General features: G+C 33.7%; 17 protein-coding genes. All 17 read left to right on the top strand.

The genetic code is table 11. The features are described from left to right. The first annotated feature begins 76 nt into the window (after positions 1-76). The 17 genes from ACMDB5_RS03930 to ACMDB5_RS03850 all read left to right on the top strand — a co-directional run bounded on the left by ACMDB5_RS03930 (position 77) and on the right by ACMDB5_RS03850 (position 15,222). The gene (locus ACMDB5_RS03930) at positions 77-2,704 is read left to right on the top strand and encodes a tetratricopeptide repeat protein (protein WP_413999715.1); all 2,628 of its coding nucleotides are present in this window, start codon (positions 77-79) and stop codon (positions 2,702-2,704) included. 4 nt (positions 2,705-2,708) lie between these two features. After that, entirely contained in the window at positions 2,709-3,116 is a 408-nt protein-coding gene (locus tag ACMDB5_RS03925) for a bactofilin family protein (RefSeq protein ID WP_413999714.1), read from the top strand. After that, the gene (locus tag ACMDB5_RS03920) at positions 3,085-3,309 is read left to right on the top strand and encodes an AtpZ/AtpI family protein (RefSeq protein ID WP_413999713.1); all 225 of its coding nucleotides are present in this window, start codon (positions 3,085-3,087) and stop codon (positions 3,307-3,309) included. Before ACMDB5_RS03925 ends, ACMDB5_RS03920 begins: the two co-directional genes overlap by 32 nt. After that, positions 3,309-3,692, top strand: a complete 384-nt coding sequence (locus tag ACMDB5_RS03915; RefSeq protein ID WP_413999712.1) for a hypothetical protein — start codon at positions 3,309-3,311, stop codon at positions 3,690-3,692. The genes ACMDB5_RS03920 and ACMDB5_RS03915 overlap by 1 nt, the downstream gene beginning before the upstream one ends. 136 nt (positions 3,693-3,828) lie before the next feature. Next, positions 3,829-4,968 carry a F0F1 ATP synthase subunit A gene (atpB, locus tag ACMDB5_RS03910; protein WP_413999711.1) on the top strand — a complete coding sequence of 380 codons (1,140 nt, stop codon included), beginning with the start codon at positions 3,829-3,831 and terminating at the stop codon, positions 4,966-4,968. A gap of 40 nt (positions 4,969-5,008) precedes the next feature. Beyond that, positions 5,009-5,209: an ATP synthase F0 subunit C gene (gene atpE / locus ACMDB5_RS03905; protein WP_026708812.1), complete on the top strand. Its 201-nt coding sequence runs from the start codon at positions 5,009-5,011 to the stop codon at positions 5,207-5,209. Between the two features lie 83 nt (positions 5,210-5,292). Next, positions 5,293-5,784: a F0F1 ATP synthase subunit B gene (locus tag ACMDB5_RS03900; protein ID WP_413999710.1), complete on the top strand. Its 492-nt coding sequence runs from the start codon at positions 5,293-5,295 to the stop codon at positions 5,782-5,784. Positions 5,785-5,788: 4 nt separating this feature from the next. Continuing rightward, positions 5,789-6,322, top strand: coding sequence for an ATP synthase F1 subunit delta (atpH, locus tag ACMDB5_RS03895; protein WP_413999709.1), 534 nt, complete (start codon positions 5,789-5,791; stop codon positions 6,320-6,322). Between the two features lie 38 nt (positions 6,323-6,360). Beyond that, positions 6,361-7,938, top strand: a complete 1,578-nt coding sequence (atpA, locus tag ACMDB5_RS03890; RefSeq protein WP_413999708.1) for a F0F1 ATP synthase subunit alpha — start codon at positions 6,361-6,363, stop codon at positions 7,936-7,938. A gap of 81 nt (positions 7,939-8,019) precedes the next feature. Next, positions 8,020-8,880, top strand: a complete 861-nt coding sequence (gene atpG, locus ACMDB5_RS03885) for an ATP synthase F1 subunit gamma (protein ID WP_413999707.1) — start codon at positions 8,020-8,022, stop codon at positions 8,878-8,880. Between the two features lie 84 nt (positions 8,881-8,964). Next, entirely contained in the window at positions 8,965-9,408 is a 444-nt protein-coding gene (locus ACMDB5_RS03880) for a GNAT family N-acetyltransferase (protein WP_413999706.1), read from the top strand. Positions 9,409-9,419: 11 nt separating this feature from the next. Continuing rightward, positions 9,420-9,917, top strand: coding sequence for a hypothetical protein (locus ACMDB5_RS03875; protein ID WP_413999705.1), 498 nt, complete (start codon positions 9,420-9,422; stop codon positions 9,915-9,917). 38 nt (positions 9,918-9,955) lie between these two features. Beyond that, positions 9,956-11,419: an oligosaccharide flippase family protein gene (locus ACMDB5_RS03870; protein WP_413999704.1), complete on the top strand. Its 1,464-nt coding sequence runs from the start codon at positions 9,956-9,958 to the stop codon at positions 11,417-11,419. A gap of 64 nt (positions 11,420-11,483) precedes the next feature. Then, a complete protein-coding gene (dut, locus tag ACMDB5_RS03865) occupies positions 11,484-11,918 on the top strand; it encodes a dUTP diphosphatase (protein WP_413999703.1) in 435 nt (144 codons plus the stop codon). Between the two features lie 99 nt (positions 11,919-12,017). Next, positions 12,018-13,028 carry a sugar phosphate nucleotidyltransferase gene (locus tag ACMDB5_RS03860; protein WP_413999702.1) on the top strand — a complete coding sequence of 337 codons (1,011 nt, stop codon included), beginning with the start codon at positions 12,018-12,020 and terminating at the stop codon, positions 13,026-13,028. A gap of 48 nt (positions 13,029-13,076) precedes the next feature. Continuing rightward, positions 13,077-14,423 carry a tetratricopeptide repeat protein gene (locus tag ACMDB5_RS03855; protein WP_413999701.1) on the top strand — a complete coding sequence of 449 codons (1,347 nt, stop codon included), beginning with the start codon at positions 13,077-13,079 and terminating at the stop codon, positions 14,421-14,423. A gap of 7 nt (positions 14,424-14,430) precedes the next feature. Continuing rightward, positions 14,431-15,222, top strand: coding sequence for a DUF4292 domain-containing protein (locus ACMDB5_RS03850; protein WP_413999700.1), 792 nt, complete (start codon positions 14,431-14,433; stop codon positions 15,220-15,222). The last annotated feature ends 11 nt before the right edge of the window (positions 15,223-15,233 follow it).

The raw sequence follows: 15,233 nt of genomic DNA, 5'->3' as shown, positions 1-15,233 counted from the left end.
TCAAAAAGAAATGTATTTTTACCAGTCATTATACTAAAAAACATTTTTCAAAGTTTAATGATATAAACATTTGCCATTGAAAACCAAGCTGTTTAAATATTCAATTCCATTGGGATCTTTGTTTTTTTTGGTAGGCTGTTCTACTAAAAACAATACTTTCCTGTCTAGAAATTCCCATGCTTTAAGTACTGAATATAATATTTTATACAATGGGCAAATAGGCTTAGACAAAGGAATTCAAGGTATAAAATCAAACAATATAGACAATTTTTGGAAGCGTTTGCCAATTGAAAGAATGCAAATCAATGATGATTTAACCGCTGAGGGAAAAACTAAAAATGCTGATTTTGAATTAGCAGAAACCAAAGCGACCAAAGCCATTCAGAAGCACTCGATGAATATAGACGGATGGGAAAGAAATTCTCAGATTGACGAGTCTTATTTACTTCTGGGGAAATCCCGTTATTACGATCAAAGGTTCCTTCCGGCCTTAGACGCATTCAATTATATTTTATACAAATATCCCAACAGCAGCAAGATTTATGAGGCTAAAATTTGGCGAGAAAAAACCAATATGCGCATGGGTAATGACGCATTGGTTGTAAATAATATAAACCGTCTTTTGAAGGATAAAAAACTCAAAAAACAAGTTTTTGCCGATGCCAATGCGCTTTTGGCGGAAGCTTTTTTGAATTTGGAAGAAAAAGATAGTGCTGTGGCAAAATTAAAAATTGCCAAAGATTTCACCAAGCGCAACAACGAGAGAGCGAGGTATCGATTTATATTGGGGCAATTATATGAAGAGCTGGGCAAGAAAGACAGCGCAATTTATAGCTACGAATCGGTGATAAAAATGAATAGAAAATCCGAAAGGAAATATGTTATTCAATCTCATGCCCGAAAAGCACAATTATTTGATTATCAAAAAGATGATACAATCGCCTTCTTGAAAACCTATAAAAAATTGATAGCCGACAGAGAAAACAGACCTTTTCTAGATGTGTTATTCTACCAAATGGGCGTTTTTTATGATAAAAACGACAAACAGCAACAGGCCTTAGACTTTTATAATGCTTCGCTAAGAAAAACGACTACAGATCAATATTTAATGGCATCCAATTATAGAAACATTGGGAACATGCATTTTAAAAATGCCGAATATCCAATGGCGGCTAAGTATTATGACAGTACTTTAGTAAAACTGGAGCTTAAGACCAGAGAATTTATCCGTATTCAAAAAATCAGGAAGGATCTTGATGAAGTCATTTTATATGAAGCACTAGCATCAAGAAATGACAGTATTATGAATGTAGTTTCCTTGTCTGAAGCAGATCGAGTTTTGTATTTTGAAAAAGCTATCGATAAATTGAAGAAAGACAATGAAGCCAAAAGAATTGCTGAGGAAAAACTAAAAGAGAAAAAAGAAAATATTGAGCGAAATACCAAAACGATGGCGGTAGATCAGGCTGTTTCTGGTCAAAATATTGTAAATTCAACTTCAAAACCATCAATTGCGCCTCCATCAATTGCTTCCGGTGGAGCAACTGCAAGTACTTTTTATTTTTATAATCCCACAACGGTTTCTTTTGGAAAATTGGAATTTAAAAAAATATGGGGAAATAGGGCATTAGGAGGAAATTGGAGAAAATCAAATATTAAAACTAATTTGGTTGACACAGACACCATAAGTTCAGATAAGATTGTCCAAGAAAATCAATTAGCCGAAGGAAAAGAAATAATAATTAAAGAATATACCACTGAATTTTATTTGAAACAGCTTCCCGCTTCGCAAACTGCAATTGACAGTATTGCCAAAGAACGCAATTCGGCTTATTACCAACTTGGAGTGATTTATAAGGAAAAATTCAAGGAATATGAATTGGCTACCAATAAATTAGAGCAATTATTATTAAATAATCCCGAAGAAAAATTGATTCTTCCTGCGATGTACAATTTGTATAAAACCTACCAAATTACCGATAGTGCCAAAGCAGAAGAGATGAAAAGACGCATTAGCACTCAATTCCCAGATTCACGTTATGCACAAATAATCAATAATGTAAATCCGGATGCAGCTGCGCTGAACGACACACCTGAAAACACCTATAATAAATGGTATAAATTGTATGAAGAAGAACAATTTACTACTGTTTTAGATAAAATTGATGCTTTGATTAATCAATTTTCAGGGGATGAAATTGTTTCTAAATTTGAACTTTTGAAAGCCAGTACTGTCGGAAAATTAAGAGGGGTTTTAGCTTATAAAAATGCTTTACAACTTGTGGCTGATAATTATCCAAATAGTGAAGAAGGAAAGAAAGCGCAGGAAATTTTGAATAAGCAAATTCCGTCTTTAGAGAGTTTGGATTTTACTACCAAAGACACTAATAATTGGAAAATCCTTTACGCTGTTGCGAAAGGTGATGATAAAGGCAGAAAAGAAATTGAAGAAAAAATAAAGAAATTTAATACTGACGAAAACAATCAAAAGCTAAGCTATTCCTATGATGTTTATACTGATAATGAGTTTTTTGTAACGATTCACGGTATAAAATCAGAAGCTTATGCAAAAAGTGTTAGTTCGATCTTGAAAGAGAATAAAGACTTTAAAATAGACAAGCCAGCGATTGTGCTTACCAACGAAAATTACAAAGTAATTCAGATTAAGAAAAATCTGGATATTTATTTAGCCCCAAAAAAATAAAAAAATGTTTGATAAAAAAACGAAACCCTATACAGATCTTTTAGGGAAAACGAATAGAATTGTAGAAGGAACTATTATAAAAGGAGATATTATTTCTCAGGCTGATTTCAGACTTGACGGAGAATTAACAGGGAATTTTCAATCTAGCGGCAAACTGGTTATTGGTCCTGCCGGCAGTGTTACCGGTGACATAGTCTGTCTCAATGCTGATATCGAAGGGAAATTCAATGGGATTATTCAAGTTGCTGAAATTCTAAATGTGAAAGCCACGGCAAGTATTTACGGAGAAGTTACTGTAGGTAAATTATCTGTGGAGCCGGGTGCCGATTTTAGTGCTTCTTGTACAATGAATATTGATGCAAAAAAACAATCACTTTTAAATGGACAAGAAACCCAACTTAAAGCAGACTAACAAATGGTTAGTGATGATGAATATTCCTTTTCAAATGGGAGTTATCATTTTTTGCTTTACATATTTAGGGATCTGGCTCGATGAAAAATATACAGGCACATCTATTTTTACAATAATATTATCACTTTTGGCTGTTTTTATAGCATTATACAATGTTATCAGGCAGGTTAAGAATTTAAACAAAGAAGACTAATGCAACAATTTTACAAATTTTTAAAGTTAATAATCCCTTTTTCTCTTGTATTGTTTTTCATACAAAATTATGTAGTAAGTACTTTTTTTGAAAATATTTCCTTTTTTTATTCAACCTGGAGTATTTATGTTTTTCATCTTGTAGTTACATTATTGACCCATACTTTTTTAGTTTTTGTAAACAAAACCTTTCCTGATAAAACTGGTTTTGCTTTTATGGGTATAAGCCTGATTAAGATGATGGCGGCTATTGTTTTTCTGATCCCTTTGTTGCAATCAGACCTTAAAAACCAAATTCCAGATGTAAGTGCATTTTTTATTCCGTATTTTTTATACTTGTTTTTCGAAACTTTTTTCGCGATTCGCCTAATAAACAAACAATAAATGCTGTTTTTTTTAAAATAAAGTTATTTAATTGGAATATAACGCCTAAAAACAAAATGATATATTTTCAATTATGAATAAATTATGTACCTTTGCAAAAAATTTTGAAACGTAAAATTAGACACACAATTTAATAATGGTATTTTCAAATAAACCTGTTCAGTTCTTATTAGTTGCTTTAGTAGCCAGTATTCCTTACTTTGGATTTGCAAATCCTGCGGTTGACAGTCTTTCTGTTGTTAATGAAGCTGTTGCGGAGCACGGTGTTCAAACAGCACACGAGAAAAAAGAATTTAACGCTACGGATTTAATCAATTCTCATATTGGGGATTCTCATGAATTTCATATTGCTGATTGGGATGGACATCCTATTTCTTTTTATTTGCCTGTAATTTTATGGACAAATAATGGTTTAGAAATTTTCTCGGCTGAACAATTTCACCATGATAATTCAGGAGAACATGTAGTTTCTGTAAATGGACAACGTTTAGTTCGTTTTAATGAAGTGATTTTTTACGCTGATAAATTTGAAAGTTTAACAGAAGATCAAAGAGAAAATGGAGCATTTGAATTTGATGCCAGACCTTTGGATTTCTCAATCACAAAGAATGTTTTCTCTATGTTCATGTCGGCAATCGTTTTGTTCTTGTTGTTTCTTGCTGTAGCACGTTCTTACAAGAAAAATCAATTGGCGCCAAAAGGATTAGCTGGATTTCTTGAGCCACTTGTTGTGTTTGTTAGAGACGAAATTGCAATTCCAAATATTGGTGAAAAAAAATACGCGAAATACATGCCGTATCTTTTGACAATATTTTTCTTTATCTGGATTAACAACCTTATTGGTTTGATTCCGTTTTTTCCATTCAGTTCAAACTTAACCGGAAATATATACTTTACTTTTGTATTGGCTTTCATCACTTTCCTTGTAACTTCTTTCAGTGGAAACAAAGATTACTGGAAACATATTTTGACTCCGCCGGTACCAAAAGCATTATACCCAATTATGATTCCTGTTGAGATCATTGGTATGTTGACAAAACCTTTTGCATTGATGATTCGTTTATTCGCTAACATCACTGCTGGGCATATTATCATCTTAAGTTTAATTTCCTTAATCTTTATATTTGAAACGGTTGCGGTTTCTCCAATTTCGGGAGCGTTCGTTTTATTTATGAGTGTATTAGAAATGTTAGTGGCAGCTTTACAAGCATACGTGTTTACGTTGTTATCAGCATTATTTATTGGTCAGGCTGTAGCAGAGCACGATCATCATTAATCAGAGTTTTATTAATTATTAACTATATAAATTTATTATTATGGTATTAGCTGGAATCGGAGCTGGATTAGCTGTAATCGGAGCAGGTCTTGGAATTGGAAAAATTGGTGGATCTGCAATGGATGCAATTGCTCGTCAGCCAGAAGCTGCTGGAAAAATCCAGACTGCTATGATTATCGCTGCTGCACTTATTGAAGGTGTTGCGCTTTTCGCAGTAGTTGTTGCTTTAATCGCACAGTAATTAAAAATTAAAATTTCCTGTAGCGGTTGGCTACAGGAAATTTTTTAAAACAAACGACAAACAATTTTTAAATATATAAGTTTATGCAATTAACTTCACCGGAGAGTTTAATTTTTTGGACAACGATCATTTTCCTTGTTTTCTTTCTTCTTTTAAGCAAATTTGCTTGGAAACCAATTTTAGGAGCAGTAAAAGGTCGCGAAGAATCTATTAATAATGCTTTGGCTTCAGCTGAATCAGCTCGTAGAGAAATGCAGAATTTAACTGCTGACAATGAACGCATCTTACAAGAGGCAAGAATGGAACGTGATTCTTTATTAAAAGAAGCTCGTGATATGAGAGATAAAATGATTGCTGATTCTAAAAAAGAAGCACAAGTTCAAGGAGAAAGAATGATAGCTCAAGCAAAAACGGCTATTGAAGCAGAGAAAAATGCAGCTATGGCTGAATTGAAAACTCAGGTTTCTACTTTGTCACTTACTATCGCAGAAAAATTATTGAAAGACGAATTATCTAATAAAGAAGCTCAAACTAAATTAGTTGAGAAAATGTTAGGTGACGTAAAATTAAACTAAAATTATGTCAGGAACTAGAGCAGCAATTCGTTATGCAAAAGCATTCTTAGACTTAGCTATTTCTGCAGGAAATGAGCAAGAAGTTTATAAAGACATGGCTTTGATTTCTTCAACAATCAATGAGAATGAGGAATTGAATAATTTTATTCAAAATCCTACCATTTCTGTTACTGTTAAAGAAAGTGCTTTGACTGAAGTTTTTGCAAGTACAACTGGATTGACTAAAAGTCTTTTCCGTTTATTATTCGAAAACAAAAGATTTGAAATTTTAGGAGATATTGTTTCTCAATACATTCTTTTATCTGACGAAAACAATGGATACCAAGTAGTAAAAGTAACTACGGCAACTCCGATGGATTCTGCATTAGAAGCGAAAGTTTCTGAAAAAATAAAAGAATTTTCAGATAAAAAAATTACAATAGTAAATACGATAGATCCAGCTATTATAGGAGGATTTATTTTAAGAATTGGCGACAAAGAGTACAATGCTTCAGTTGCTAATAGATTACAAGTATTAAAAAGAGAATTAAGTAACTAGTTTTATTGCACTTTAAAGTGTTTAAATTATAAATTAAGATGGCGGAAATCAAACCTGCTGAAATATCAGCAATATTAAGAAAGCAAGTAGAAGGTTTTGAATCTGGTGCTACGCTAGAAGAAGTAGGAACAGTACTTCAAGTTGGAGATGGTATTGCTCGTATTTACGGGCTTTCAAATGTTCAATACGGTGAGTTAGTAGAATTCGACAATGGTCTTGAGGCTATTGTATTGAATCTTGAAGAAGACAATGTTGGTGTGGTACTTTTAGGACCATCAACAGGAATCAAAGAAGGTTCAACTGCTAAAAGAACACAACGTATTGCTTCTCTTAAAGTAGGAGAACAAATGGTAGGACGTGTAGTAAACACACTTGGTTTTCCTATTGACGGAAAAGGACCAATCGGTGGAGACTTATACGAAATGCCTTTGGAAAGAAAAGCTCCTGGAGTTATCTTCCGTCAACCAGTTACTGAACCATTACAGACAGGAGTAAAAGCAGTTGATGCTATGATCCCAGTTGGTCGTGGACAACGTGAGTTGGTTATTGGTGACCGTCAAACAGGTAAATCAACTGTTTGTATTGACACTATCTTAAATCAAAAAGAATTTTACGATGCAGGAAAACCTGTATTTTGTATCTATGTTGCAATTGGACAAAAAGCTTCTACAGTAGCAGGAATTGCTAAAATGTTAGAAGAAAAAGGTGCAATGGCTTATACGGTTATCGTTGCAGCTAATGCTTCTGATCCAGCTCCAATGCAAGTTTATGCTCCTTTCGCAGGTGCTGCAATTGGAGAATATTTTAGAGACTCAGGTCGTCCGGCTTTAATTGTTTATGATGATTTATCTAAACAAGCTGTTGCTTACCGTGAGGTTTCTCTTTTATTGAGAAGACCACCGGGACGTGAGGCATATCCTGGAGACGTTTTCTACCTTCACTCTCGTTTATTAGAGCGTGCTTGTAAAGTTATCGCTGATGACGGAATTGCTAAAAACATGAATGATTTACCAGATTCATTAAAAGGAATCGTTAAAGGTGGTGGTTCATTGACAGCTTTACCAATTATCGAAACTCAAGCTGGTGACGTTTCTGCATATATCCCAACAAACGTAATTTCGATTACAGATGGTCAGATTTTCCTTGACGGAGATTTGTTTAACTCAGGAGTTCGTCCAGCAATTAACGTAGGTATCTCGGTATCTCGAGTTGGAGGTAATGCTCAAATTAAATCAATGAAAAAAGTATCTGGTACTTTAAAATTAGACCAAGCTCAATTCCGTGAATTGGAAGCGTTTGCTAAATTTGGTTCTGATTTGGATGCTGTTACTTTGAACGTAATTGAAAAAGGAAGAAGAAACGTTGAAATCTTAAAACAAGGTTTGAACGATCCTTATACAGTTGAAGACCAAGTAGCAATTATCTATGCTGGTTCTAAAAACTTGTTGAGAAATGTTCCTGTGAACAAAGTGAAAGAATTTGAGAAAGATTTCTTAGAATTCATGAACAACAAACACAGAGCTACACTTGATGCTTTGAAAGCAGGAAAGTTGACAGACGAAATTACAGATGTAATTCAATCTGTAGCAAAAGAAGTTTCAGCAAAATACAACTAAAATTATTTTAAGTTTTGAATTATAAATTTTAAATGGTCACCATAATTTATAATTCAAAATTTATAATTCAAAATAATAAAAATGGCAAATTTAAAGGAAATACGTAATAGAATTACTTCCGTTTCATCTACGATGCAAATCACATCGGCGATGAAAATGGTTTCTGCAGCTAAGCTTAAGAAAGCTCAAGATGCAATTACAGCCATGCGCCCTTATGCCGAAAAATTAACGGAATTATTACAAAATCTTTCTGCTACACTTGACGGTGATATAGGTGGAGAATTTACCACTCAACGTGAGGTAAAAAAAGTATTAGTTGTTGCCATCACTTCTAACAGAGGTTTATGTGGTGCTTTTAATACAAATGTAATTAAGGAAGCCAAAAATCGTGCTGCGTTTTATGCGGGTAAACAAGTTGATATTTTTGCCATTGGTAAAAAAGGAAACGATGTTTTGAGCAAAACGAATTCGGTTGTTGCTAATCAAAGTACTGTTTTTGACAATTTAACTTTTGATAATGTTGCTGTTATTGCAGATACATTAACTCAAAAATTTGTTTCGGGTGAGTATGATATGATTGAATTGATTTACAATCAATTTAAAAATGCGGCTACACAAATTGTTCAAACAGAACAGTTTTTGCCTTTGGCACCGATAAAAACAGATTTGAATGTTCCGGCAGGAGATTATATTTTTGAACCTTCAAAAGAAGAAATTGTACTGACTTTGATTCCAAAATCATTGAAAACACAATTGTATAAAGGAATCAGAGATTCATTTGCTTCTGAACATGGTGCTCGTATGACCGCTATGCACAAAGCAACGGATAATGCTACCGAATTAAGAAATCAATTGAAATTAACTTACAACAAAGCCCGTCAGGCTGCAATTACTAATGAGATCTTGGAGATCGTTGGTGGAGCAGAAGCGTTGAAAGGATAAATTATTTCATATTAAATACATTTAAGAGCCACGGTTTTCGTGGCTCTTTTTTTTTGATTAATTTTAGGGTTTAAATTAAAGATCATGCAGTTATATATTAAAGAACTGACCACAAAAGAGGAAATGCTCGCTCAAATAGCGATGATGAAACATTTATACCCTAAATTTACTTTAGAAAAATACGAATCTTATCTTCAAGAAATGATTCCGCATAATTACAGGCAAGTGGCCGTCTTTGAAAACGAAGTTTGCGTAGGTATTAGCGGATTATGGTCGGGTACGAAACTCTGGTCCGGAAAGTATTTAGAAATTGATAATTTTATTGTTCATCCGGATCATCGTTCGAAAGGAATCGGAAAAATGATGACCGATTATATTGATGAAAAAGCAAAAGAAACCGGTTGCACAATGATTGTTCTTGATGCTTTTACCGGAAATTTTACTGCACATCGTTTTTATTACAACCAAGGTTATGTTCCTAAAGGTTTTCATTTTCTGAAAATATTGAACGAAGAAGGCTTATCTTAAATCATTTTCTAATGCGATTTCTCAATAAAAAAGTGTTCTTGATTTTGATCGTTTTCGGTCTATCATATTGTGGTACTAAACAAAATAATCAATTGGATTTTCCTCAAGAAATAGCTGCCGTTTATTCTCAAAAAAGAAATGTTGAAAATGGACAATCTTTATTCGGGACTGATTTTTTTATTGAATTTGTGAAGCCGCTTGAAGAAGGGATTTTTTTGCAAAAAGTCTATTTTAGGAATCAGGAAACCAAGGTTATAAAAGAAAACAGCAGTGTCTTCGTAGCTCATTTTTATCCAATGCAAGCCAATCATGATTTCATTTTAGACAGTGATTCCTTAAAAGAATATGGGAATAAAGCACCAATAATAACTCAGCCAAAATTTGAGTTGAAATCTACAGAAGCGGTTTTGGAATACAAAATAAAAAGCAAAACTTTTTACTACAAAATCATCGGTATAAAAGAAAAACCAATCATTGTCTATCCATCAAGGAATAAACCAAAGAATTAGTTATTTTTGTTTTCTAAAAATTAATAAGACACAGTATTTTGGGATTATATAAAAATCTTTTTAAACAAACGGCCATATACGGACTCGCTACGGTTTTACCGCGAATGTTCAGCTTTTTGCTGGTACCGCTTTATACCGATTTACTCCCAAAGGCCGAGTATGGAAAAGTGTCTGTGATTTTTGCCTACATGATATTCTTTAATGTTATTTTGGCTTATGGAATGGAAACCGCTTTTTTTAGGTTTTACAATAATGAAACCGATAAAAAAACGGTGGTAGAAACCTCTATGGTTTCTATTTTTTGGACCACAATAGTCTTTTTATTCGTTGGCTTGTTATTCCGTGGTACTTTAGCCGGATGGTCCGGTATAGATTCTCAATACATTGGCTATACAATCTGGATTTTGGCATTGGATGCGCTAGTTATTATTCCGTTTTCTAAATTGAGAGCATACCAAAAGCCCATGGTGTATGCTATAATAAAAATTGGGAATGTGCTTATAAACTTGATATTGAGCGTACTTTTTTTACTTTATATGCCAAAATTAATTGATGCAAATCCTGATGGATTCTTGAGTTCTTTGTACATAGAAAACTTCCAAATTGGTTATATTTTCTTGGCTAATATCATTGCAAGTTTATTAACTTTTGTAGCAATTTCCCCGGATTACGTTTATTTAAAGTGGAAATTTGATTTCAAATTATGGAAACGAATGATGCGTTATGGTATGCCAATCATGGTTGCAGGAATTGCATTTGCCATTAATGAACAGTTTGACAAAATTCTTTTATCGAAATTATTGCCGGCTAATATTGCCGAATCTGAGGTTGGAGTTTATTCGGCCTGTTATAAATTAGGTTTGTTCATGGTTTTGTACAGAACGGCTTATACTTTAGGAATCGAACCTTTCTTTTTCAGCCATGCCTCTGATAAAAATGCACCGCAGACTTATGCCATGGTAACCAAATACTTTGTCATCTTCGGTTCTTTTATTTTATTATCGGTAATTGTATTTGCCGATCTTTTTAAATTGTTGATGATTCGTGACAGTTCCTATTGGGTAGCAATGAAAGTGGTTCCTTTAATTATTTTGGCTAATTTCTTTTTGGGGATTTATACGAACCTTTCGGTTTGGTACAAATTGATTGATAAAACGTATATTGGCGCTTACATCTCAATAGTAGGAGCAATAATTACTTTGGCGCTTAATTATTTGTTGATTCCAAGTATGAGTTATATGGGGTCGGCCATTGCAACTATTGCTGCTTACGGAAGTATGATGTTGATTTCTTATTATCTGGGCAACAAATACTATCCTATACCTTACGATTTAAAGAAAATAGGAGCTTATCTTTCGTTATCTATCCTTTTCTCAATCGTATCTTTTTATGGTTTTAGAGAGAACTATTTCGTTGGGATTGCACTGTTAATCGCATTCCTATATTTTATTTATCACAACGAAAAAGAAATATTAATCAAAATTATAAAACGTAAAAATTAGTTAGTTTTGTAAAATTTTGGAGACAAATTATAATTTGTCTTTATTTATCATAAAATAGTATAAAATGACAATAAACATTATCAATAAATCACAACATGCCTTACCGAACTATGAAACAATAGCCTCGGCAGGGATGGATTTAAGAGCCAATCTTACCGAATCTATAACCTTGCAGCCTTTAGAAAGAACGATCGTTAAAACAGGGCTTTTCATAGAATTACCAATAGGTTATGAAGCCCAAGTGAGGCCAAGAAGCGGATTGGCTTTCAAGAACGGAATAACGGTTTTAAACAGTCCCGGAACAGTTGATGCCGATTATCGTGGGGAAATTGGGGTGATTTTAGTAAATTTATCCAATCAGGATTTTGTGATCCAAAACGGAGAACGTATCGCCCAACTAATTATTGCCAAACACGAGCGCGCAGATTGGATTGAAGTCCAGGAATTAACCGAAACTTCAAGAGGTGAAGGCGGATTTGGAAGTACAGGAGTGAAATAGTTGGCAGTATTCAGCTGTACTATTTAAAAAAACAGAAATAAAATAAACTTCGTGAACTTTGCGAAAGCTTCGTGAATTTTGCGGTTAAAAAAATATTTAATGAAAATAATTGTACCAATGGCAGGACGCGGTTCGCGTCTACGTCCACATACATTAACTATTCCTAAGCCATTAATTCCGGTTGCAGGAAAACCAATTGTACACCGATTAGTAGAAGATATTGCAGGTGTTTTAAATCAAGATATTGAAGAAATAGCTTTTATTATCCATGAAAGTTTTGGAGAAAAAGTAGAACAGGATTTAATTGCTATTGCTGAAAAATTAGGAGCCAGAGGAACTATTTATTATCAAAATGAAGCTCTTGGGACCGGTCATGCCATTATGTGTGCCAAAGAATCTCTTTCTGGACCGGCTGTAATTGCTTATGCTGATACTTTGATTAGAGCAGATTTTGAATTAGATCCAACAGCCGATTCGGTAATTTGGGTAAAACAAATTGAAAATCCAGAGGCTTTTGGAGTTGTAAAATTGAACGAAAATAGTGAGATTGTCGAATTGGTAGAAAAACCACAGGAATTTGTGAGTGATTTGGCTGTTATCGGAATTTACTATTTTAAAGATATTGCCATATTAAAACAAGAATTGCAAAATGTTTTAGACAACAACATCCAAAATGGTGGCGAATACCAAATCAATGACGGTATCAAAAACATGATGGCAAAAGGTAAAATCTTTAAAACAGGTGAAGTAAGTGCTTGGATGGATTGCGGAAACAAAGATGTAACCGTGGAAACAAATTCTAGAATGTTGAACTTCTTACACAATGATGGTATAAATCTTGTTACGCCTAGTGTAAAACTAGAAAATGCAACAATCATCCCGCCTTGTTATATTGGGGAGGATGTAGTGCTTATCAATGCAACTGTTGGACCTAATGTGTCCTTGGGAAAAGGATGTCATGTGGTAGATAGTACGATAAAAAACAGTTTGATTCAAACTCATGTACATATAAAAAATGCCAATTTAGATAATGCTATGATTGGTAACCATGCTAGTTTTGACGGTAATTTTGCCAGCATCAGTATCGGAGATTATTCCGTATTGGAATAACGGCTAATTGTGTTTTAGTTTTCCTTTAAGGTTTCTTATAAAAAGACAATGAAAAAGGTTTCATTTTTATTAATTCTATTCTCGGTTTTGCTAAGCAATTCAAGCTTGCTATTGGCACAAACCGAACCGGAAGACATAAAGCTGAATACGGATAAATTTCAGGATTATTTTTACGAAGCATTGAAGCAAAAAGGAATTGAGAACTATGATAAAGCGATTCTAGAGTTAGAAAAATGTTTGAAAATGGAGCCCGAAAATGCGACGATCCATTTCGAATTAGGGAAAAATTATTTAGCCTTAAAAGACTATAAAAATGCTTATGGTTCTTTTGAGCATGCTACAAAAATTGACCCTACTAATAAATGGTTTTGGATAGGAATGTATGATGTGGATTATGCGACAAAGGATTTCAATCGAGGAATTATCACAATCCAAAAGCTGATTACTTTTGACCCTAAGTTCAAGGAAGATCTGACCTCACTTTATATGAGCACAAGTCAATTTGACAAGGCATTGGAGCTTATTAATGAACTCAATGAAACTTCGGGAAAATCAGATCGAAGAGAATCATACAAAATACAGATTTTATCCCAAGGGAAATATCAAAATACGGAAATTGCCAATTTGATTGAGCAAATCAGTAGATATCCTAAAGAGGAATCCAATTATATTTCGCTGATTTATTTGTATTCTAAGAATAATGAAACCGATAAAATGCTGGAAACGGCGCGAAAATTAGAAACTGAAATTCCTACTTCTGAGTGGACGCAGGTGAGTTTATTCAAAAGTTATTTAGAAAATAAGGACGGAGAAAAAGCAGTAAAATCGATGAATATTGCCTTGGCTAGTTCTAAAATCGATTCTAAAATAAAGCACCGAATTCTGAATGAATTTCTGATTTTCACAAACACAAATCCACAGTTTGCGGACGCTTTAGAAAAAGCCGTTGGTTATTTTGACAATGACCCGGAAGTGAATGTGGCCAAAGAAATAGGAAAGTTTTATCACAACAAAAAACAATGGGATAAAGCGATTGGATATTACGATAAAGCGATTTTAAAAGGCGCCGAGACAGATATCGAAACTAATTTGCTTTTGCTTCAGGCTTATACTGAAACGAAAAAGTTTGAATTGCTAAACAAAAAAGCAATGGATATGGTGGAACTGTTTCCAACACAACCGCAGTTTTATTATTATTCCGGTTTGGGCTACAACCAATTGAAGCAGTTTAAAAAGGCAAAAGACATATTAGAAATGGGATTGGATTATCTGGTTGACGACAAAACATTGGAAACAAATTTCAATATTCAACTGGGCGAGGCTTACAATGGTTTGGGAGATTTTAAGAAAAAAGAATTCTATTTTTCCAAAGCCAATCAATTATTAAAACAATAAAATTCAGATGAAAAAATATTTAGCACTAGCGGTTTTCATAGTTTGCTCCGCCAGTTCACTCACGCTCGTGTCCTGTAAATCGAAAGCTTTAGTAGCATCAGCAACGGTTCCGGCTATTGAAATGAAGTCCAAAAAAATAATAGAAAATCATTACAACAATAAAAATGATTTTTCTACATTATACATAAAAGCAGATGCAAGATATGCCGATGACAAACAAACACAAAATGTCAGTGCTGAGATAAAAATTAAGAAGGACGAACAAATTCTGGTAAGTATTCGTTTTCTGGGAATTACGATGGCCAAAGCATCAATAACGCCGACAGCGGTGAGTTATTACGAAAAAATAAAAGGCACTTATTTTGAAGGCGATTTCAGTTCTTTGAGTCAATGGTTGGGCACCGATTTGGACTATAATAAAATTCAAAATCTCTTAGTTGGAGAAGCTTTAGATAATTTAAAAGAGGGAAAATATACAGAATCTTTAGTAGAGCAATTGTATCGATTGGATGATGTGAATAATGAAAACACTAAAAAAACCTTCTATCTTGATGCGGATAATTTCAGTGTTAAAAAACAGGAAATAACCCAAACGGCCGAAGGCAGAATGATTCAGGTTGCTTATGCTAACAACAAAGTGTTTAACGAAGTCGTTATACCTACAAGTGTAATTATAAACACCTACCAAAAGAAAGGAAAAACAGAAATTAATTTGGATTATAATACCATTTCTTTCAATGAAGAACTTTCTTTTCCATATAGTATTCCAAATGGATACAAAAGAGTTATAATTAAGTAAATTTGCAAAAA

It is taken from the genome of Flavobacterium sp. W1B, assembly GCF_047344965.1.
GTDB lineage: Bacteria > Bacteroidota > Bacteroidia > Flavobacteriales > Flavobacteriaceae > Flavobacterium.
Note: the sequence above shows the minus strand (reverse complement) of the source record. Positions and strands in the feature narration are given on the sequence as shown.